Raw genomic sequence first — 18,863 nt, 5'->3', positions numbered from 1 at the left:
GCCCCCGTCGCTCGCAGGCCCCGCCGCGGCGCCCCGGCCGCGGGCATTGCGCAGGAGGCCCCGGGTCAAGCCCGGGGCGCCCGCCGCTGTCAGCCGGCGGCCAGCATCCCGGCGATCCGCTCCAGCCGCGCGGCGAAATCCGCGCCCAGGCTGCGCGGGACCAGCAGGTCGAAGCCCCCCTCGCGCCGGAACAGCGTCACGCCCGCGTGGCGGTGGACCGTGGCGGCGACCGCGCCCGGCGGGAAGGCGGCCGCGCGCAGGTCGAGCGGCACGGCGCGGGCGGCCAGATCGCCAGCCAGGGGACCGCGCAGCGACAGGATCGAGAGGCCGGGGCCCAGGTCCGTGAGCGCCGCGCCGGGGAGCGCAAGGGCCGCGGGCGCCGGCGCGCCGTGGCCCTCGCCCAGCAGCCGCCAGGCGCGGGGGGCGGCGCGCCACAGCAGGCCCTCGGGCGTCGAGAGCGTGGCGCCGGGCGCGGGCGGCGGGGCGCCCAGCGCCTCGGCCAGCAGGCGCGGCGCCGTGGCGGCGAGGGCTGCGGGGACGCTCGCCTGCCAGCAGGCGGGGCAGGGGCGCAGGGCGACGGGCTCAGCCATGCAGGCGCTCCCCCTCCGGATCGAGGAAACAGGGCGGGCCGGCGCGCAGCTTCACGTCGCGGCCCGAGATCGGGTCCTTGGCCATCAGCAACCTGCCGTCCCAGCGCGCCAGCCCGCCGGCCGCGAAGCCCAGCGCCACCCGCATCCCCAGCGCCGGCGAGTCCGCGACCGACGAGACATGCCCGATCCCGCGCCCCGTCTCCTCGCCCAGGGGATGCAGCAGGGCGCCGGCGGCGACCTTCGCCTCCGCCTCCACCGGCCGCAGGCCGATCAGCGCGGGGCGCGCGGGGTCGACCAGCCCCTCGCGCTCCATCAGCGCCCGGCCGACGAAGTCCTTGGCGCGCGAGGCCATGCCCGGCATCCCGAGGTCGCCCAGCGTCGCCCGGCCGTCGATCTCGCGCCCCGTCACGTGGCCCTTCTCGACCCGCAGGATATCCAGCGCCTCAAGGCCGTAGGGCCCGCCGCCCTCGGCGCGGGCGGCGCTCAGCGCGGCGTCCCACAGGGCGGGGGCGGCCTCGGGGGGGACCATGACCTCGAAGGCCCGCTCGCCCGAGAAGGACAGGCGCGCGACCCGGGTCGGGGCGCCCGCGACCGTCATCTCCCGCACGCCCAGGTGAGGGAGGGCGGCGTCGGAGACGTCCGCCCCGGTCAGCGCCGCCAGCACGACGCGGGAGCGGGGACCGGCGAGCGCGAGGCCGCACCAGGCCTCGGTCACCTCGTCCACGCTGACCTCCAGGTCGGGCAGGCGGAAGCGCCAGCGGGCGAAATGCGCCTCGACCGCGGCGGCCTGCGCGGTGGTGCAGGTGACGAGGAACCGCTCCTCGCCCAGCCGCCAGGCCGTGCCGTCGTCGAGCACGACCCCGTCCTCGCGCAGCAGGAAGCCGTAGCGGGCCCGGCCGACCGCCAGCGCGCCCATGCGGTTGGAGAACAGCGCATCGAGGAAGGCGGCCGCATCCGGCCCCTGCACCTCGAACTTCCCCAGCGTCGAGACGTCGGCGACCCCGACCGAGGCGCGCACCCTCGCCGCCTCGCGCATCGCGGCGGCGGTCAGGTCCTCGCCCGCCCGCGGAAAATACCAGGCGCGCTTCCACAGGCCGGCGTCGACGAACACGGCGCCCTCGGCCTCGGCCTGCGCGTGAAAGGGCGTGCGGCGAACGGGCGCCCAGCCGGCGCCGCGGTCGAGGCCCGCGAAAACCCCCATGGACACAGGCGCATAGGGCGGCCGGAAAGTGGTGGGCGAGAGGGCCGAGGTCGCCTCCCCTCGCGCGGCCGCCAGCACCGCCAGCCCCAGCACCCCGCCCGCCTTGCCCTGGTCGGGCGCCATGCCCAGCGTGGTGTAGCGCTTCATGTGCTCGGGCGCCGCGAACCCCTCCTGGTGGGCCAGGCGCACATCCTCGGCGGTCACGTCGTGCAGCGGGTCGACATAGGCCTTGCCGGGCGCGTGGAAGCGGCGGCCGGCGGGGCGGACCTCCCACAGTTCCGCGGGCGGGGCCGCGTCGCCGCCGGGCTCCGCGCCCTTCAGGGGCCGGCGGCGGGTGGCGCGCAGGGCGATGGCGGCCAGCCGGCCGGCGGCGCGGCCCGAGGTCTCGGCGCCCTCCCGGCTCCAGACGCCGGCCGCGGCGCCGCAGGACAGGACCTCGCCCTCGCCGGGCAGGAAACAGGCCAGCTCGGGCGACCACACCGGCTTCTGGCGGGCCTGCGTGGTCAGGTGGATCGCGGGGGACCAGCCGCCCGAGACCGCCAGAACCTCGGCCGAGATCCGCATTTCGGCCCGCGCCCGCCCGCCGCCGAGGTGACGCCCGACGCTCAGTCCCCGCAGCTCTCCGCTCAGGGGATGGCCCTGCGTGCGCACCGGGACCCAGCCCGGCCGCAGGTCGACGCCCGCGGCGCGGGCCTGCTCGGCGAGCGCCCCGGGCGCCGCCTCGCGCGCCTCGAGGTGGATGACGTCGAGCCCCGCCTGCGCCAGCGCCACCGAGGCCGCATAGGCCGAATCCTCGGCGCCCGCGACCACCACCTCGCGCGCCGGGGCGACGCCGAAGCGGCGCAGATAGGTGCGCGCCGCGGCCGCCGACATCACCCCGGGCCGGTCGTTGTCGCCGAACACGAAGCCGCGCTGGATCGCGCCGGTGGCCGCGATCACCTTCCCGGCGCGCAGGACGTGCAGCCGCTCGCGGAAGGCGTGGCCGGCGGGCAGCCGCTCGATCAGGCCCGCGAGGCCGTGGTCGTAGAGGCCGAAGACCATCGTGCGCGGCATCAGCCGGACGTTGGGCAGGGCGGCGAGGTCGCAGAGCGCCCGGGCCAGCCCCTCGGGGCCCTCGTCCGACAGCAGGTCCCCGCCCAGCGCGAAATCCGCCTCGGCCAGCACCACGTCGAGGCCGGCCTCGGCCGCCTCCCGCGCCGCGGCGAGCCCCGCGGGGCCCGAGCCCGCCACCAGCACGTCGCAATGCCCGTTGACCTGGTCGTAGGCGTCGGGGTCGGGCAGGGGCGAGGCCGCGCCCATCCCGGCCGCGCGGCGGATCAGCCGCTCGCAGGCCATCCACAGGCGGGTGTCGGGGACCGGGCCCATGAAGGTCTTGTAGTAGAACCCCGCCGCGAAGATCGGCGAGAGCCAGTCGTTGACCTGCCCAAGATCGAAGCCGAGCGAGGGCCAGCAGTTCTGGGCGCGCGCGACCAGCCCCGCCTCGAGCTCCACGACCGAGGGTTTCAGGTTGGGCGTGGTCCGGGCGCCCTCGCCCAGCGTGACCAGCGCGCCGGCCTCCTCCTCGCCCGCCGACATGATTCCTCGGGGGCGGTGGTGCTTGAAGCTGCGCCCCACCGTGCGCACCCCGTTGGCCAGCAGCGCAGCGGCGAGCGTGTCGCCCTGCGCGCCCCGCATCGCGCGCCCCTGCCAGGAGAACGCGACCGGCGCCGCGTCGTGGCCGCGAAGACGAAAGCCGCTCATGGTTTCGCTTTCATCGCGCGCGCGTCGGCGGGGTCGGCGAAGGCCACCGACAGGACCTCATGGCTGAGGGTGTCGCGCAGGACGTCGAGGAAACAGCCGCAGCCGTGGACGTGGCGCCACAGCTCGCGGGTCGGGCCCCTGGGCTGGTCGCGCAGGAACACCGCCTCCACCCAGGCGGCGGGACCGGCCGCGAGGGGCGGCCGCTCGGCTGCGGGGTCGCCGCAGAAGGGGCCCTCATAGGCGAATTCGGCCGCGTCGCGCGGGCCGCAGAAGGGGCAGGCGAGTCTCATCAGTGCAGTCCCGGGGTGGGGCCGGTCGCCTCCTCGTCCAGCTCGCGCCCGCGGGCGAAGCGGTCGAGGGAGAAGGCGGCGTTCAGCTCGTGCGGGGCGTCGCGGGCGATGGTGTGGGCGTAGCACCAGCCCGAGGCCGGCGTCGCCTTGAACCCCCCGTAGTTCCAGCCGGCGTTGAAATAGAGGCCCGGGATCGCGGTGGCGGTGATGAAGGGCGAGCCGTCCATCGACATGTCCATCACCCCCGCCCACTGCCGCAGCACCCGCACCCGGGCGAGGAACGGGGCCAGCGCCACCGCCTTGGACATCACCTCGGAGTACATCGCGAGCCCGCCGCGCTGGGCGTAGGAGGGATGACCGTCGATCTCGCCGCCAAACACCACGCCGCCCTTGTCGGACTGGCTCATGTAGAACAGGCCCTGCCGGGCCGACGAGATCACCTGGTGGACGATGGGCTTCAGCGGCTCGGTCACGAAGGCCTGCAGCTTGTGGGTCTCGAGCGGCAGCTTGCCCAACCCCGCCGCCTGCGCCAGCGGGCCGGTGGAGCCGGCGACGGCGAGCGCCACCTTTTCGGCGCGGATCTCCCCGCGGGAGGTCTCGACCCCCACGATCGCGCCGGCCTCGCGCACAAAGCCGGTGACCTCGCAGTTCTGGACGATGTGCACGCCGCGGGCGTCGGCGGCCCGCGCGAAGCCCCACACCAGGGCGTCATGGCGGGCGGTCCCGGCGCGTTGCTGGAGGAACCCGCCCTCGATCGGGAAGCGGGCGGTCCCGGACCAGTCGAGCCAGGGGGCGCGGGCCCGCACCTCGGACCGGCTCAGCCAGGCGCCGTCGGATCCGGTCATGCGCATCGTGTTGTAGCGGCGCGCGAAGGCGTCGCGGAAGCCGGGATCGAAGCTCAGCGCCAGGTGGCCGCGCTGGGAGAACATCAGGTTGTAGTTGAGATCCTGGCTCAACCCCTCCCACAGCTTTAGGGTGTGCTCATAGAACTCGCGGTTGCCCGGCAGCATGTAGTTCGAGCGCACGATGGTGGTGTTGCGCCCGGCGTTGCCCTGGCCGATCAGCCCGCGTTCCAGCACCGCGACCCGGCGGACGCCGTGGTTCTTGGCGAGGTAGTGGGCGGTGGCGAGCCCGTGGCCGCCGCCGCCCACGATGACGACGTCATAGGCGCGCCGGGGCTCGCGGTCGCGCCAGGCGCGGGCCCAGCCGCGCTGGCCGGTCAGGCCGTTCCACAGGACGTCGAGGGCGGAATAGGGTCTCACGCGGGTCTCATCGAAGCTCTCGGGCGGGCGGCGCCGGCGCGGAGGTTAGGCCGGGGCCGGCGCGCGCGCAAAGGGGGCAGGCGGCCGCGGGGCTTTTCCTCGGCGCGCGGAGGGGGCATGTGAAGACCCCAGCGCCCGCGCCCCAGGCAACCGGAGGACCGACCCATGCGGCTGAACGCCATCGTCCATGCCCCCGAGGGCGCCGAGCAAAAGCCTCCCCTGGTGATCGCGCACGGGCTGTTCGGCTCGGCGCGCAACTGGGGCGGCGTGGCCAAGCGGCTGGCCTACGGGCGCCGGGTGATCGCGCTCGACATGCGCAACCACGGCGACAGTCCGTGGAGCGACGACCAGTCCTACGACGGCATGGCCGAGGATCTGGACGAGGCGCTGGCGCTGCATGGCGGGGGGGAAGCGGACCTGCTGGGCCACTCGATGGGCGGGAAGGCCGCGATGATCGCGGCGCTGACGCGGCGCCCGGCGGGGCTGCGGCGGCTGGTGATCGCGGACATCGCGCCGGTGGGCTACGCGCATTCCAACCTCGCCTATGTCGAGGCGATGATGGCGGTGGATCTCGGCGCGCTGACCCGGCGCAGCGAGGTCGAGCCGCAGATCGCGGAGGCCGTCCCCGAACGTTCGCTGCGGGCGTTCCTGCTGCACTCGCTGGCCTCGGGGCCCGACGGCCTGCGCTGGAAGCTGAATCTGCCGGCGCTGCGGGATTTCATGAGCGGGATGGTCGGCTTCCCGGAGGTGGACGGAACCTGGCCGGGGGAGACGCTGTTCCTGCGCGGCGGCGTCTCGGACTATGCCGACGACGCGGGGCTGGCGGCGGCCAGGCCCCTGTTTCCGGCGATGGAGGTCGAGACGCTGGCGGGCGCCGGTCACTGGCTGCACGCCGAACAGCCCGAGGCTTTCGCCGCCGCCGTGGCCGCTTTCCTCGACCGCTGAGGGCGTCGCGCCTGTTGCGGGCCCGGGCCGCGCCTGCGGGCAAGCCCGCAGGGCCGCGCGAAGACGCGCGGCGGCCTCCGCAGGGCGGAGGCGCGCGGCCCTCGCGCCCCCCCGCCGGCGGGGCGCCGCGGGGCGGGCCGGGGGCGGCGCCGCGAGGGGGGCGAGGGACGGGCGGGCGGTTGACCTGGCTCGGGGCGGGCCGGGCGACCCGGGCGCATCCCTGCCTTCGGGAATCCGAATGCGCGCAGGCGCCCCCGATGGACCGGTCCGAATTCCGTGCCGACACCGGCCGCCAGCGCGCGCCCTTCCGTGCGGCTCAGTCGAAGACCAGCGTTCCGCCCGGCCCCTCGATCGTGGCGCGCATCGGGGCGCCGCCCGTCTCGCCCTCGGGCAGCACGGCGGCGAGGCCCAGCGCCGCCAGCGCCTCGGTCGCGACGGGATCGGGGCGGCGGGCGAAGCCGGTCAGGCGCAGCCCGCGCGAGGGCATCGCCGAGGCCGGCGAGACGCCGTCCGGCCACTCGATCAGCGAGGGAACCACGCCCCCGCAGGCCGCCACCCCGTCGGGCGGGACGCTCAGCCGCCAGTGCAGCTCGCCCCGCCGCATGGGCAGCAGGCGGCCCATGTCCTGGGGGCAGGCGGCGATCAGGGGCTCGGCCGCCTTGCAGCGCGCGACCCAGGCGAGCAGGCGCGGGCCGTCCGCCAGGCGCGCGCGCACGTCCTCGCGGTGCAGGCCGAAGGGCATCGGGCCTTTCGCGGGCGGGCTCTGGTCGGGATCGGGGGCGATCAGTTCGAGGTAGCAGGCCCCCAGCGGCCCGCCGTCGAGCGCCCACAGCGCGTTGTGGGTGCCGCGCCCGACATGCACGCCCCCCTGGTCGGTGGCCCCCAGCGCGGCCTCGAGCGTCGGGCGCGCCTGCGCCAGCGACAGGCAGGCGACGACGAGGTGATCGAGTTCGGCGGCCATGGCGTGCTCCCTTGCCCGGGCTGGGCTCGGTCGGCATAGGATCGCGGGCGGCGGCCGGGATCAAGGGCCGCCGCGCCCGACCGGAGCTCGCCGATGCCCCCCGCCCCCGACGCCATCGCCGCCCTGCGCATCGCCCCCGCCGAGGCCGGTTTCGACGACTGGCAGGGGCTGCTGGCGCTGGTGCAGGCGGCGTTCGGCTACATGGAGGGGCGGATCGACCCGCCCTCCTCCCTCTCGCGCATGGACGCCGCGGCGCTGCGGGCGAAGGCGCGCGACGAGAGCTTGCTGCTGGCCCGCGCCCAGGACGGCCCGCAGGCTCGCCTGATCGGCTGCCTGTTCGCGGCCGAGCGGCCCGGCGCGCTCTATGTCAGCAAGCTGGCGGTGCGCCCGGACCTGCAGGGCGCGGGCGTCGGCGCGGCGCTGATGGCGGCGGCCGAGGCGCTGGCGCTGGCCCGCGGCCTGCCGGCGCTGGAGCTGCAGACGCGGGTCGAACTGACCGGCAACCACGCCGCCTTCGCGCGCATGGGCTTCGCACAGGTCGGCGCCACGGCGCATCCAGGCTACGACCGTCCCACCAGCCTGACCTTCCGCAAGCGGCTCCGGGCCCCTCAGCCGCCCTGCGGCAGGATGTAGACGGTGGGCTCTGCGGGCAGGGTGCGCGGGGTCAGGGTCAGCTCGCCCACGGCCTCGGCGTTCACGATGCGGAACTGGTCCGACATCCCCGCAACGAACCGGTCCAGCGAGGAATACCCCCAGTAGTGCATCGGCAGCACCACCGAGGCCCGCACCCGCTTCAGCAGCGCGATCATGTCGGGCAGGTTCAGGGTCGAGCCGCCGTCCACCGCCGCCATCACGATGTCGAGCCGCCCGATGGCGGCGTAGTGATCGGGGCCGAGCGTGTGGTGCAGGTGGCCCAGGTGGCCGATGCACAGCTGGCCGACCTCATAGATGAAGATCGAGTTGCCGTTGGGCTCCCGCCCTCCGCCCCAGCCGCGGATGTCGGTGGGCACGTTGCGCACCAGCACGTCGCCGACCTCCTCCCAGATCTCGGCCTTCTCCTGCCCGGGGTCGGGCCAGCCGCGGAACACGTGGGGGATGCGCGGATCGGGATTGGCGGTCCAGTGCGTCTCGTGGGCGTGGTTCATGGTGACCACCGTGGGGACCTCGACCGGGCCGGCCCAGCCGTTGAAGTCGGTGGCGATCGAGACGCCGCCGCCGGTCTCGATCAGGTAGGTCGAGTGGCCGACAAAGCGGATGGTGACCTCGCCCGCCTCCTCGGGCGCGACCTGGGCGAGGCGCACGTAGCGGGCCTCGGGCAGGATCCCGGCCACCGACTGGCAGACCGAGGCCCCCGCCGGCGAGGCCGCGGCGGCCAGCGCCAGCCCCAGCCCCAGCGCGGCGGAACGAGGGCTCGGCGGGCGCAGCGCCCGGCAAAGGGCGTCGAGAACGGACAGGGCCATGCGATCTCCTTGCGCGAAAGCCAAGGGCGGTTGCGGCAAGCCTAGCAAGGCCGGGGGACTCGCGAAGTCGCGATGCCGTGAGCGAGACGGGAGCGGGACGGGAGCGGGCGGCGGCGCGGACGCCGTCCCGCGCCGGGCCCACAGGTCGCGTCGGTCCGCAATCGCTCCGGTATCGGGTTCGACGATACCCAGGGGGACTGCCAGGCGCCGGGAGTCGCCGGGTCTGATGGCCGGCGGTCAGCCCGCCCCCGACGGCTCGACGCTCGGAAGGCTTCGGGCCCAGATCGGCATGGCCTCGCGGCGGCCGGGCAGGATGTGGGCGCCGGCGAAGCGCCAGCCGGGCGGGGGCGCGTCGCCGGGCAGCGCCTCGATCACCGCGCCCGAGGCGCAGGCCGCGCACCCCAGGACGCGGGTCAACGCCTCGATCCGGCTGGCCACGTTCACCGCGTCGCCGACGGTGGCAAGCTCCATCCGCCCCTCCGCGCCCACGTCGCCCACCACCACCGGGCCGAGGTGCAGCCCGACCGACAGGCGCACCGGGTCCTGGCCCGCGGCGGCGCGGCGGCGGTTCAGGCCCTCGACAGCCGAGAGGATCGCCTCGGCGCAGCCCAGCGCCCGGGCGGCGAGGTCGGCGGGGTCGGGCGCGGCCGGATCCTGGGGGGCGAGGCCGAAGCTCGCCATCGCGCCGTCGCCGATGAACTTGTCCAGCACGCCGCCGGCGCGGAACACCTGGTCGGCGACGGCGCCGTGCACCTCGCGCAGCAGGCCCGCGACCTCGGCCGGGTCGCGCCCCTCGGCCCAGCCGGTGAAGCCCACCACGTCGGTGAACAGGATCGCGGCCACCGCCCGGCGGTCGCCGCCGAAGGGGGCGTCGGCCTCGGCCATCCGCTCGGCGAGCGCGGCGGGGAGATAGCGCGCGAGGTTGGCGCCCCGCCGCTCGAGCGTCGCCTGCCGCCTCGCGGTGCGCCGCGACAGGCGCACGGCCTGGGCCAGCATCCCGGCCACCACCAGGAAGACCACGACCTCCTGGATCCAGACGCCGGGGTCGACGTGGAAGATCGACAGGGAATCCTCGAGCGCGGCCTCGAAATCCTTGTGCATCGCGCGGCTCGCGGCGTCGCCGCCGGTCGAGGACAGGCTGACCCCCGGCTGGGCCAGCATCCACAGCCGCGCCAGCGAGGCGCACAGCGCCGCGCACACCCCGCCCCACATCACCAGTCCCGGCGAGAAGCTGAAGGCCAGCGCCGCCAGCATTATGAAATAGTAGCCCGCGTTCCCGAAATGCAGCATCGCCGCCGGCGGCAGTTGCGGATCCGAGAACGGGTTGGGGAAATAGAGCGTGAAGGTCAGCAGCGCGTAGTTGAAGGCGATGATCGCGTAGTGCCGCCAGGTCGCGGGCCCCCAGCGCCGCCCCGCCCAGGCCTGCATCCACACCGAGCCTGCAAACAGCGGCATCAGCGCCAGGTGATACAGCCCGTCGGGCCAGCCCGCGACCAGGATCACCAGCGGCGCCAGCACCACCAGCGCGATCGACACGACCCGCGCCGTGATCACCGCGCGGGCGGCGGATTCCTGGGCCATGATCCGGTCGATGCGGGCCTCTGCGGTCTCGCGAAGACCGGGACCGCGCCCGGCCTCGTCGCGCGCATCTGCGCCGCGCCTTGCCCCGTCGCGCGCCTCGGCGCCGCGTCCAGCATCGTTGCGCGCTTGGGCGCTCGTGGCCATGTCCGCTTCCCCCGACGCCGCCCTGTCGCGCGGCTGTTATGACCGCGCCCTCCTGTCGGGCGCAAGCGCGGCGGCCCCCGGCGGGCGAGTCGCGGCGCCTGGGCGCCGAAGCCGGGGAATGCGGCGCGGGACCGGGCCGGGACCCTGGCGCGGGGCGGGCCGTCCTCCGGCTGACGCAGCGTCGCGGGATTGCGCCCGCGCGCGGGATTGTTCATCCGGCCGGCCGGCTTGTATCCTCGCGTGACTCGCGCGCGCCGCGGCCGCGCCGCTCGGCGGCCGGCGCGCCCTCCCCCAACGCCCCCCAGCGAGCCCGGGCCCGCACCCGGGCCGGATCAAGGAAACGCCCATGTCCGATTTCTCCACCGTCCTTCTCGAGCGCTCCGGCCCCGTGTCGCTGGTGGCGCTGAACCGGCCCGACGCGCTGAACGCCTTTGACGAGCACCTGCGCCGCGATCTCGCCGCCGCGCTCAAGCAGGCCCATGCCGACCCCGAGACGCGGGTGATCGTGCTGGCCGCCGAGGGCCGCGCCTTCTGCGCGGGCGCCGACCTGAAGGCCGCCAAGCCCGGTCGCGACACCCAGGCCAGCCTGATGAACGAGTACAAGCCCGTGATGGACGCCATCACCAAGGGGCCCAAGCCGGTGATCGTGGCCGCCCAGGGCGCCTGCGCGGGCATCGGCGCCAGCCTGGTGATGGCCTCCGACCTCGCGGTGATGGAGGAGGACAGCTACCTCTACCTCGCCTTCGCCGCGATCGGGCTGATCCCCGACGGCGGCGCCCACTGGATGCTGCTGCGCGCCATCGGCAAGAAGCGCGCCTACGAGATGATCGTCTCGGCCGGACGTCTGAAGGCGGCCGAGGCGCTGGAGGCGGGGCTGGCCAACAAGGTCGTGGCCAAGGGCGAGGCCCGCGCCGCGGCGATGGAGTGGGCCGCGACGCTCGCCCAGGGCGCCCCGCGGACCCTGCGCTACGCCAAGTCGGTGCTGGCGGCGGCCGACGATCACAGCTTTGACGACAGCTACGCCTACGAGGCCGCGCTGCAGGGCATCTGCGCCAACAGCCAGGACAACGCCGACGCGGTGAAGGCGTTCCTGAAGAAGGAAAAGCCCGTCTTCACCGGCGCCTGAGCCGCGCGACAGGCCGACACGGCCGGGGCCCGCCGAGGGGCGGCGGACCCGGGCCATGCATCGAGGACCGGCGCGCCCCTCGGGACCGCGGCCGGATCGGGGGAGCGGGGCTCGCAGCGCCTCTCGCCGCGATCCGGTCGCGGGGGGCGCGCCGGGGACAGGCAGGCCGTCCGCCGGGCGGCCGAAGGGATGACGCCCGCAGCACGCGGGCAGGGGGAGCGCGGCGCATGGTGCGCAGGCTGGATATCGTCGTGGTCGGCGCAGGGGTCGCCGGCCTCGCCTGCGCGGCCGCGCTAGGCCGGGCGGGGCACTCGGTGACCGTGGTCGAGCAGGCCCCCGCGCTGACCGAGGTCGGGGCCGGGCTGCAGCTCTCGCCCAACGCGGTGCGCGCGCTCGACTGGATCGGGGCGGGCGAGGCCGTCCGCGCCCTCGCCGCGCGCCCCGAGGCGGTGGAGTTGCGCCTGCATCGCAGCGCCTCGGTCGTCTATCGCATGGCGCTGGGCCGCGCGGCCGAGACCCGCTGGGGCGCCCCCTACCTGCATCTGCACCGGGCCGACCTGCTCTGTGCGCTCGAGGGGGCGGCGCGGGCGCAGGGGGCGCAGATCCGTCTCGGGCTCCGGGCCGAGCGGGCGGGGGACCGCCGCGGGGGCGCCTCGCTCTACACCGATGCCGGCACGCTGGACGCGGACCTGGTGATCGGGGCGGACGGGGTGCGCTCGGCCCTGCGGGGGGACCTGGCGAACCCCGGCAAGCCGCTGTTCTCGGGCCACGTCGCCTGGCGCGGGCTGGTCCCGGCCGAGCGTCTGCCCGCGGGCCTGCTCAGCCCCCGGACCACCGTCTGGATGGGCCCGCGCCGGCATCTCGTGACCTACCCGCTGCGCGAGGGCCGCCTGATGAACATCGTTGCGGTCGAGGAGCAGGAGAGCTGGACCGCCGAGGGCTGGTCCGCGCCCGGCGACCCCGACGCCCTGCGCGCCAGCTTCGCGGGCTGGCATCCGGAGGTCGAGACCCTGTTCGCCGCCCTGACCGAGACCTACCGCTGGGGCCTGTTCGGCCACCGCCCCCTGCGCCGCTGGTCGCGGGGCCGGGTGGCGATCCTGGGCGACGCCGCCCACCCCACGCTGCCGTTCCTGGCCCAGGGCGCGGGCATGGCGCTGGAGGACGCGGTGGTGCTCGCCCGGGCGCTGACCGCCTACGAGCCGACCCAGGCGCTCGAGGCGTGGGAGCGCGCCCGCAAGCCTCGCGCGACCCGCCTGCAGCAGGCCGCCGCGCGCAACGGCCGCCGCTTCCACGCGCGCGTCGCGCCAGAGCAATGGATCAAGGCCGCGGCCCTGGGCGCCTTCGCCCGCCTGGCGCCCGAGACCGCGCAGGGCCTCAACGACTGGGTCTATCGCTACGACCCGACGACCGCGCCGGTCTGACGACCCGGCCGGGGGGGCTGCGTTCGGGGGGGTGGGTCCCTGCGGGCGTCCGACTGTTTCAACAAGCGGACTACAGGCGCCCTGCGGGCGGGCTTGGCTGCGTCCCGCCAGGGGCGAACGAGGGGGGCTTCGCCCGCGCCCTGCGTCCGTGGGGGCGGCGGGGGGCGTCTCCCGCCCACCCGTCGGGATGCGTCTCCGACACGTGACGCGAAGCTGACTGTTCAGGCTCGCGGCCTACGCTATACTCGGGGCATGACGGCGCAGATCCATTCCATCTCCGACAGCTTCCGGGTCGAAAGCCCCCGGGGCGGAACGGACGCGGCCGTGGTGTTCTCCTCGCCCCATTCCGGGCGGCTCTACCCCGAGGACCTGCTGCGGGCCTCGCGCCTTGGCGCCCACGACCTGCGCCGGTCCGAGGACGCCCATGTCGAGCAGTTGTTCCACACCGCCCCCGACCATGGCGCCCCGCTGATCCACGCGCTGGTCCCGCGCGCCTATGTCGACCTGAACCGCGGCCCGGAGGAGCTGGACCCCGCCCTGATCCAGGGCGTGCGTCCCGCCGGCCTGAACCCGCGCCTCGCCGCGGGCCTCGGCGTGATCCCGCGCGTGGTGGCCGAGGGCGTGGCGATCTACACCGGCAAGCTCACCCAGGCCGAGGCGCAGGACCGCCTGCGCCGCTGCTGGCGCCCCTACCACGCCGCCCTGCAGGACCTGTGCGAGAGCGCCCGCGCCCGCCATGGCCACGCGATCCTGGTCGACTGCCACTCGATGCCCTCGGACGCCCTGCGCGCCTCGCCGCGGGTCAAGGGGCGACGGCCGGAGGTGATCCTGGGCGACCGCTTCGGCGTCTCCTGCGCCCCCTGGGTGACCGAACAGGTCGAGGCCGCCTTCCGCGAGGCCGGCTTCGCGGTGGCGCGCAACTCGCCCTTTGCGGGCGGCTACATCACCCAGCGCTACGGCCGCCCCGGCCGCGGCGTGCACGCGGTGCAGATCGAGATCGACCGCGGCCTCTATCTCGACGAGGCCCGCGTCGCCCCCGGCCCCGGTTTCGAGGCCGTTCGCACCGCCCTGCGCCCGGTCATCGCCGCGCTGGGCGCGCTCGAGCCCCCCGCCTCGGCCCTCGCGGCGGAGTGAGGCGCCAGAGCTGCGCCGTGTAGGGGGGCGCCTCGCGGCCCCCTTGCAGGATGTCTGCGAAGCGCCGACGCCAAGGCTTGGCAATATCTCGCAAGTGCAGGCTCTGGCTTGTCGCTGAACGGGCGCCGTAAAGGGAATCCCTCTCCTTAATGTCGACAGGACGAGGGTTTCGCCTCGAAGAAAATCGATCCTCGCCGTGGATGTTCCGGCCTTCGCCGCCGACGTCGACTGCGACGGGTTCAGCCACACCGGGACGGTCGATGTCATCGGCTCGCTGGCGGATGCCCCCGGGGGCAACCCCTGCTCCGCCGCCTGTCCCGACGCGGAGGGCTCCGCCGCGCCAACTGCTCGGCCGTCGCGTCCCCTGTCCCGGCTTGCGCGGTCCGGCGTCAGGCGGCGTCGTGACGACTGATTCGCGAGGTCCCGAGGGGGTTTGGCGCCGCCATCGACCCCTGACGTAAGCGTAAGGATCTGATCTGGCGAAAAAAAAGGGCCGCGCAGAACGCGGCCCAAGTCTAGGGAGGAAACGCCCAGAAGGGCGGTGACGTCAGACGCCACGGATCTGAAGCTATATGTGCGCTGCAGCAATTTCAACGATGACCTTTGGGCAAGCGGCGCCGCGCCCCTCAAAACCCTGATTCCATGGTTAAATTGCTTGTACAAAACATTAATCTGGCGGCGGGCGAGGCGCCTTTCGGGCGCTGGGCGCCGCATCTGCTAAGCTGCTGGGAGAGTGACGCTGCGTTACCTAAGCGACCGACCCTTCAGAATCGCATCGATCCCGAAGCGTTCGCGGATCGAATCCGCCGCTTTTTCCGCCGCGCTCCGGCGACCTGCATCCGGATCCAGCAGGTCGCCCGACCGCTCTGCCTCCGATTCGGGCACGAGATCCGAGATTCCGACCCCCAGCAGACGAAACGGCCCCGCGTTCATCTCGCGCTGCAACATGGGCCGGGCGATGCGGTAGAGCCGGTCGGCGAGCTGCACCGGCTCGGGCGGGGTGGCGCGGCGGGTCAGCAGGCGGAAGTCGGCGCGCTTGAGCTTCAGCGTCACCGTGCGCCCGGCGAACCCCCTCGCCTTGGCGCGGCCGGCGGCCTTCTCGGCCATCCGCCACAGGTGCCCGTCCAGCAGCTCGGGGTCCGAGACGTCCACGTCGAACGTGGTCTCGTTGGAGATCGACTTGATCGCGGCGTCCGGCGCCACCCGCCGCGCATCCTCGCCGCGCGCCAGTTTCAACAGCCGCGCGCCCATCGAGCCGTGGCGCGCCACGATCCGCTCGGGGTCGGCGCGCAGCACGTCGCGCAGGGTGCGCAGCCCGTCGGCCTCCAGCTTCTCGGCCGAGGCGCCGCCGATCCCCCAGACGATGCGGATCGGCTTGTCGATCAGGAAGGCCTCGGTCTCGGCCCGCCCGATCACCGAGAACCCCCGCGGCTTGTCGAGATCCGAGGCGATCTTGGCCAGGAACTTGTTGTGGCTCAGCCCGACCGAGGCCGAGACGCCCACCTCCGCCTCGATCCGGCGGATCAGACGGGCCATGGCGGCGGCCGGCGACATGCCGTGCAGGCGCTGGGTGCCGGAGAGGTCGAGGAACGCCTCGTCCAGCGACAGCGGCTCGATCATCGGGGTCAGCTCGTCCATCAGGGCGCGGATCTGGCGGCTGACGGCGACGTAGTGGTCCATCCGGGGCTTCAGCACCACCGCCTCGGGGCAGAGCTTCAGCGCCTTGAACATCGGCATGGCCGAGCGGACCCCGCGCGTGCGGGCGATGTAGCAGGCGGTCGAGACCACGCCCCGCCGCCCCCCGCCGATGATCAGCGGCCGGTCGCGCAGCGCCGGGTCGTCGCGCTTCTCGACGCTGGCGTAGAAGGCGTCGCAGTCGAGATGGGCGATCGCGAGGTCGTGCAGTTCGGCATGGGCCAGCGCGCGGGGGCTGCGGCAGGCCGGACAGCGCGCGCGGGCGCCGGCGGCGACCGGGTAGGTCGCGCCGCAGTCGCGGCAGAGCGCGGGCAGGAGAGCTGACGGAGGGATCGCGGACATGGGGCGCAGTCTAGCGCGGCGCGAAATCGGGCGCGCGCGGATTCGGGAGGGGCCGGGCCGGGCCGGACTCCGGCTCCGCGCGCCGAATGCGGCGCGCGAGACCGGAGCCCTGCGCGTCGCGCAGGGTCAGCCGGTCAGCTCGCCGATCTTGCGGATGGCGAGCTCGGCGACCGCCTCGATCCGCAGGCGGGCGGTGTCGACGGTGTCGGACCAGGCGTCGAGATAGGGCGCGGCCTCGGGCGCCATGGCGGCCACCTGCGCCTTCTCGACATAGGCGAAGGTCAGCGCGCCGCAGATGATCAGCGCCAGCACGAAGCCCGCCGCATAGCCCATGCCGGCGCCCGAGCCGCGCTCGTCCTCCGCCTCGGCCGCGCGCAGTTCGGCCGACAGACGCTCGGCGTCGATGGTTGCGGGGCGGCGCGCGCCGGGGGCGCGGGTCTCGCCGGGGCGCGGGGCGCCGGGCCGGGCCGGGCGAGGCGGCTCGCCAGTGCGCAGGCGCGAGGGGGCGGGCGCGGGCTCGGGCTCGGGCGCGTAGACCGCGGCGGGGGCCTGGGCAGGCTCTGCGGGGGCCGAGAGGTCCGAGAGGTCGCGCGCGGCCGCCGACATCCCCGGCAGGGTCGAGGCGCCGCTCTCCATCTCCTCCAGCTCGGGGCCGGGCTGGAACCACTGGTGCTGGCAGGCGCTGCACTGCACCCGGCGGCCGCCCACGCCCAGCGCGGAATCGGGCGCCTCGTAGACGGCGGAGCAGTTGGGGCAGGTCAGGCGCATGGCTGGGTCGCTCCGGGACGAAACGGGCGGCCCGGCGAGGGCCGCGGAAGGGTCTTGCGGCCAAGTCTTAGCGCGGGCGCCGACGTCGGCCAAGCGCCGCGCGCGAAGGCGCCGCGACGGCGACTTGCGGGCGCCCGCGCCGCAGGCCCCGCGGGCCGGCGGCCGCATTGCGCCCGGGCGGCGCATTTGCGAATGTCGCGCGGCCTGCCCGGAGGGTCGGCGCGCTCCTCCGGCGCGCCCCTCCGGCGGAGCGGGATCGCAGGCGCGGACCGGGGACGCGGAGACGGATGGCGGCGCTGGAGATCGGCGGAATTCGCATGGCGCGCGGCGGCCGGGCGGTGCTGGACGGCGCCGACTGGACGCTTGCGCCCGGAGAGCTGCACGTGATCACCGGCGCCACCGGCGCCGGCAAGTCGACGCTGCTGGCGCTCGCCGCCCTGTCGCTGGCCCCGCAGGGGGGCGAGCTGCGCCTGTTCGGCGCCCCCGCCCCCGCCCCCGACGCGCCCGAGGCCGCCGCCCTGCGCCGGCGCATCGGCGTGGCCGAGCAGCGCCCGGGCTTCCTCGACCATCTGACCCTCGAGGAGAATGTGGCCCTGCCGCTGCGCCTTGCCGGCCGCGATCCTGCCGACCGCAGCACCCAGGCGCGCGAGCTGCTGGACTGGCTGGGCCTGGCCGACCGCGCCGGCGACCCGCCCGCCGCCCTCTCGGAGGGGGAGCGCCGCCGCGCCGCCCTCGCCCGCGCCGTGATCGCGGGGCCCGAGCTGATCCTGGCCGACGAACCCTCGCAGGCCCAGGACCGCGCCGGCGTCGCCCGGGCGCTGGAGATGCTGGCCGCCCTTGCCGAGCACGGCGCCGCCGTGGCGCTCGCCACCCGCGACACCGAGCTGGTGCGTCTCGCCCGTCATCACGTCGAGGCCCGCCTGTGGCGGCTGGAGGAGGGGCGGCTGTCCCCCGGGGTGGCCGCATGACGCGCCCATCCTCCGCGACGGCCCCGGCCTCTCCCCGCGCGGCCGCGCGATCCTCTCCCCGCGAGGCCGCGCGATCTTCTCCCCGCGAGGCCGCGCGATGACCGCCCCCGCCCAGGACGCGCCCCCCGCCAAGCGCCGCCGCCGTCGCGGCGCCGACGAGACGGCCGAGGAGACGCCCCCCAAAGCCCGCCGCGCCCGCCGCTCCAAGGCCAAGGCCGCGCCGGAGGACAGCGTGCCCGACGCGGCCTCGCCCGCCCCGGAGGAGGCCGAGGCCCCCGCCGCGCCCGGAGGCCCCGGCCGGCTGTCGCGCGGCGGCGCCGCGTTCGCCCGCGGTCTGCGCCGCGCCTGGGTCGAGCGGCGCACCCCGCCGCTGGCCCCCCGCTCCGGCGGGCTGGGCACGGCCGGCCTGCTCTGCGCGCTGGTCGCGGCGCTGGCGCTTGCCGCCGGCGTGGCGGGCGAGCGCCTGGCCCGCGCCTGGACGGCCGAGTTCGGCGACGCCGCCACCCTCGTCGCCCTCGGCCCGCCCGAGGCGGCGGCCCGCGATTTCCAGACCGCGCTCGAGGTGCTCGAGACGACCCCCGGGGTCGCGGACCTGCGCGTGCTCGAGGCGCCCGAGCGTCGGGCCCTGCTCGCCCCCTGGCTGGGGCCGGGCCAGGCCGCGCCGGCCGAGCCGCCGCCGATGGCCGACATGCGCCTCGTCGACGGCGGCCCGGACCCCGAGATGCTGGCCCTGCGCCTGGCCGAGGAGGCGCCGGGCGCGGTCTTTGACGATCACTCCGGCTGGCGCGGGCCGCTGCGCTCTGCCGCCGACGACGCCCGCCGGATCGGCTGGGGGGCGGCGGCGCTGACGGGGGTGCTCGGCGCCGCGCTCTGCGCACGGATCGCCGCGGGCTGGACCGCGCGCGGGCGCCCGGCCCAGCGGCTCCTGCGCCGCATGGGGGCGGGTCGGGCGCAGTTGCGCCGGGCCTGGGCCGGGCGCGCCGCCTGGCGCGCCTTCTGGGCCTCGGGCGTGGGCGCGGGGCTCGCGGCCGCGGCGCTGGCCGCGCCGCCGCTCGTCTGGGGCTCCGCGGCGCGGGTTCCGATCGCGCCTGCGGGCTGGGACTGGCTGGCGCTGGCCGCGCCGGCGCCGATCTTCGCGCTCGCCGCCTGGGCGGGCGCGCGGCTGGCCCTGCGCGCCGCCCTGCGCGGCGACGCCGAGGCCGACCGATGACCGAGGCCCGCAACGAGGGGAGGCC

The 18,863-nt window shown here is 75.8% G+C and carries 16 protein-coding genes; 7 read left to right on the top strand and 9 right to left on the bottom strand.

The window, feature by feature from the left end:
* Positions 1-89: 89 nt before the first annotated feature.
* The 4 genes from AAC134_RS12545 to AAC134_RS12530 are packed head-to-tail and all read right to left on the bottom strand — an operon-like array spanning position 90 to position 5,083.
* Complete coding sequence (locus AAC134_RS12545; protein WP_339949432.1) at positions 90-590, bottom strand: hypothetical protein; 501 nt, start codon at positions 588-590, stop codon at positions 90-92.
* Positions 583-3,531: a 2Fe-2S iron-sulfur cluster-binding protein gene (locus AAC134_RS12540; protein ID WP_339949431.1), complete on the bottom strand. Its 2,949-nt coding sequence runs from the start codon at positions 3,529-3,531 to the stop codon at positions 583-585. Before AAC134_RS12540 ends, AAC134_RS12545 begins: the two co-directional genes overlap by 8 nt.
* Positions 3,528-3,821, bottom strand: a complete 294-nt coding sequence (locus tag AAC134_RS12535; RefSeq protein WP_339949430.1) for a sarcosine oxidase subunit delta — start codon at positions 3,819-3,821, stop codon at positions 3,528-3,530. Before AAC134_RS12535 ends, AAC134_RS12540 begins: the two co-directional genes overlap by 4 nt.
* Positions 3,821-5,083 (bottom strand): sarcosine oxidase subunit beta family protein, encoded by a 1,263-nt coding sequence (locus tag AAC134_RS12530; RefSeq protein WP_339949429.1) that lies wholly within the window; start codon positions 5,081-5,083, stop codon positions 3,821-3,823. The genes AAC134_RS12535 and AAC134_RS12530 overlap by 1 nt, the downstream gene beginning before the upstream one ends.
* Before the next feature lie 165 nt (positions 5,084-5,248).
* On the opposite strand from AAC134_RS12530, the gene AAC134_RS12525 reads away from it, so the two are divergent.
* Complete coding sequence (locus AAC134_RS12525; RefSeq protein ID WP_339949428.1) at positions 5,249-6,028, top strand: alpha/beta fold hydrolase; 780 nt, start codon at positions 5,249-5,251, stop codon at positions 6,026-6,028.
* A 316-nt stretch (positions 6,029-6,344) separates the two neighbouring features.
* Here the strand turns inward: AAC134_RS12525 and AAC134_RS12520 are convergent, their stop codons facing one another.
* Positions 6,345-6,989: a VOC family protein gene (locus tag AAC134_RS12520; protein ID WP_339949427.1), complete on the bottom strand. Its 645-nt coding sequence runs from the start codon at positions 6,987-6,989 to the stop codon at positions 6,345-6,347.
* A gap of 93 nt (positions 6,990-7,082) precedes the next feature.
* Between AAC134_RS12520 and AAC134_RS12515 the strand changes: the two genes are divergently transcribed.
* Positions 7,083-7,622 carry a GNAT family N-acetyltransferase gene (locus tag AAC134_RS12515; RefSeq protein ID WP_339949426.1) on the top strand — a complete coding sequence of 180 codons (540 nt, stop codon included), beginning with the start codon at positions 7,083-7,085 and terminating at the stop codon, positions 7,620-7,622.
* On the opposite strand, the gene AAC134_RS12510 is transcribed toward AAC134_RS12515, so the two are convergent.
* Together AAC134_RS12510 and AAC134_RS12505 are read right to left on the bottom strand one after the other, a co-directional pair.
* Positions 7,598-8,449: an MBL fold metallo-hydrolase gene (locus tag AAC134_RS12510; protein ID WP_339949425.1), complete on the bottom strand. Its 852-nt coding sequence runs from the start codon at positions 8,447-8,449 to the stop codon at positions 7,598-7,600. The two genes, AAC134_RS12515 and AAC134_RS12510, sit on opposite strands and share 25 nt — an antisense overlap.
* 237 nt (positions 8,450-8,686) lie before the next feature.
* Positions 8,687-10,174 carry an adenylate/guanylate cyclase domain-containing protein gene (locus AAC134_RS12505; protein ID WP_339949424.1) on the bottom strand — a complete coding sequence of 496 codons (1,488 nt, stop codon included), beginning with the start codon at positions 10,172-10,174 and terminating at the stop codon, positions 8,687-8,689.
* A 346-nt stretch (positions 10,175-10,520) separates the two neighbouring features.
* Here AAC134_RS12505 and AAC134_RS12500 point away from each other — a divergent pair, with 346 nt between their 5' ends.
* From AAC134_RS12500 to AAC134_RS12490, 3 genes are all read left to right on the top strand, one after another.
* A complete protein-coding gene (locus AAC134_RS12500; RefSeq protein WP_339949423.1) occupies positions 10,521-11,300 on the top strand; it encodes an enoyl-CoA hydratase-related protein in 780 nt (259 codons plus the stop codon).
* Positions 11,301-11,527: 227 nt separating this feature from the next.
* Positions 11,528-12,721: an FAD-dependent monooxygenase gene (locus tag AAC134_RS12495; RefSeq protein ID WP_339949422.1), complete on the top strand. Its 1,194-nt coding sequence runs from the start codon at positions 11,528-11,530 to the stop codon at positions 12,719-12,721.
* A gap of 252 nt (positions 12,722-12,973) precedes the next feature.
* On the top strand, positions 12,974-13,855 hold the full coding sequence (locus tag AAC134_RS12490) for an N-formylglutamate amidohydrolase (protein WP_339949421.1): 882 nt from the start codon (positions 12,974-12,976) through the stop codon (positions 13,853-13,855).
* Between the two features lie 744 nt (positions 13,856-14,599).
* On the opposite strand, the gene AAC134_RS12485 is transcribed toward AAC134_RS12490, so the two are convergent.
* Positions 14,600-15,865 carry a DNA polymerase IV gene (locus AAC134_RS12485; protein ID WP_339949454.1) on the bottom strand — a complete coding sequence of 422 codons (1,266 nt, stop codon included), beginning with the start codon at positions 15,863-15,865 and terminating at the stop codon, positions 14,600-14,602.
* Positions 15,866-16,018: 153 nt separating this feature from the next.
* Positions 16,019-16,660, bottom strand: coding sequence for a zinc-ribbon domain-containing protein (locus tag AAC134_RS12480; RefSeq protein ID WP_339949420.1), 642 nt, complete (start codon positions 16,658-16,660; stop codon positions 16,019-16,021).
* Between the two features lie 287 nt (positions 16,661-16,947).
* On the opposite strand from AAC134_RS12480, the gene AAC134_RS12475 reads away from it, so the two are divergent.
* Together AAC134_RS12475 and AAC134_RS12470 are read left to right on the top strand one after the other, a co-directional pair.
* Positions 16,948-17,628 carry an ATP-binding cassette domain-containing protein gene (locus AAC134_RS12475; RefSeq protein ID WP_339949419.1) on the top strand — a complete coding sequence of 227 codons (681 nt, stop codon included), beginning with the start codon at positions 16,948-16,950 and terminating at the stop codon, positions 17,626-17,628.
* A 97-nt stretch (positions 17,629-17,725) separates the two neighbouring features.
* Entirely contained in the window at positions 17,726-18,838 is a 1,113-nt protein-coding gene (locus tag AAC134_RS12470; RefSeq protein WP_339949418.1) for a hypothetical protein, read from the top strand.
* The last annotated feature ends 25 nt before the right edge of the window (positions 18,839-18,863 follow it).

Source organism: uncultured Albimonas sp. (genome assembly GCF_963977235.1).
Classification (GTDB): Bacteria; Pseudomonadota; Alphaproteobacteria; order Rhodobacterales; family Rhodobacteraceae; genus Albimonas.
Note: the sequence above shows the minus strand (reverse complement) of the source record. Positions and strands in the feature narration are given on the sequence as shown.

What these genes read in the sequence shown, in the direction of transcription:
- AAC134_RS12545 (WP_339949432.1), bottom strand. Translation starts at nt 590, where the DNA reads ATGGCTGAGCCCGTCGCCCTGCGCCCCTGCCCCGCCTGCTGGCAGGCG.
- AAC134_RS12540 (WP_339949431.1), bottom strand. Translation starts at nt 3,531, where the DNA reads ATGAGCGGCTTTCGTCTTCGCGGCCACGACGCGGCGCCGGTCGCGTTC.
- AAC134_RS12535 (WP_339949430.1), bottom strand. Translation starts at nt 3,821, where the DNA reads ATGAGACTCGCCTGCCCCTTCTGCGGCCCGCGCGACGCGGCCGAATTC.
- AAC134_RS12525 (WP_339949428.1), top strand. Translation starts at nt 5,249, where the DNA reads ATGCGGCTGAACGCCATCGTCCATGCCCCCGAGGGCGCCGAGCAAAAG.
- AAC134_RS12520 (WP_339949427.1), bottom strand. Translation starts at nt 6,989, where the DNA reads ATGGCCGCCGAACTCGATCACCTCGTCGTCGCCTGCCTGTCGCTGGCG.
- AAC134_RS12515 (WP_339949426.1), top strand. Translation starts at nt 7,083, where the DNA reads ATGCCCCCCGCCCCCGACGCCATCGCCGCCCTGCGCATCGCCCCCGCC.
- AAC134_RS12510 (WP_339949425.1), bottom strand. Translation starts at nt 8,449, where the DNA reads ATGGCCCTGTCCGTTCTCGACGCCCTTTGCCGGGCGCTGCGCCCGCCG.
- AAC134_RS12505 (WP_339949424.1), bottom strand. Translation starts at nt 10,174, where the DNA reads ATGGCCACGAGCGCCCAAGCGCGCAACGATGCTGGACGCGGCGCCGAG.
- AAC134_RS12500 (WP_339949423.1), top strand. Translation starts at nt 10,521, where the DNA reads ATGTCCGATTTCTCCACCGTCCTTCTCGAGCGCTCCGGCCCCGTGTCG.
- AAC134_RS12495 (WP_339949422.1), top strand. Translation starts at nt 11,528, where the DNA reads ATGGTGCGCAGGCTGGATATCGTCGTGGTCGGCGCAGGGGTCGCCGGC.
- AAC134_RS12490 (WP_339949421.1), top strand. Translation starts at nt 12,974, where the DNA reads ATGACGGCGCAGATCCATTCCATCTCCGACAGCTTCCGGGTCGAAAGC.
- AAC134_RS12480 (WP_339949420.1), bottom strand. Translation starts at nt 16,660, where the DNA reads ATGCGCCTGACCTGCCCCAACTGCTCCGCCGTCTACGAGGCGCCCGAT.
- AAC134_RS12475 (WP_339949419.1), top strand. Translation starts at nt 16,948, where the DNA reads ATGGCGGCGCTGGAGATCGGCGGAATTCGCATGGCGCGCGGCGGCCGG.
- AAC134_RS12470 (WP_339949418.1), top strand. Translation starts at nt 17,726, where the DNA reads ATGACCGCCCCCGCCCAGGACGCGCCCCCCGCCAAGCGCCGCCGCCGT.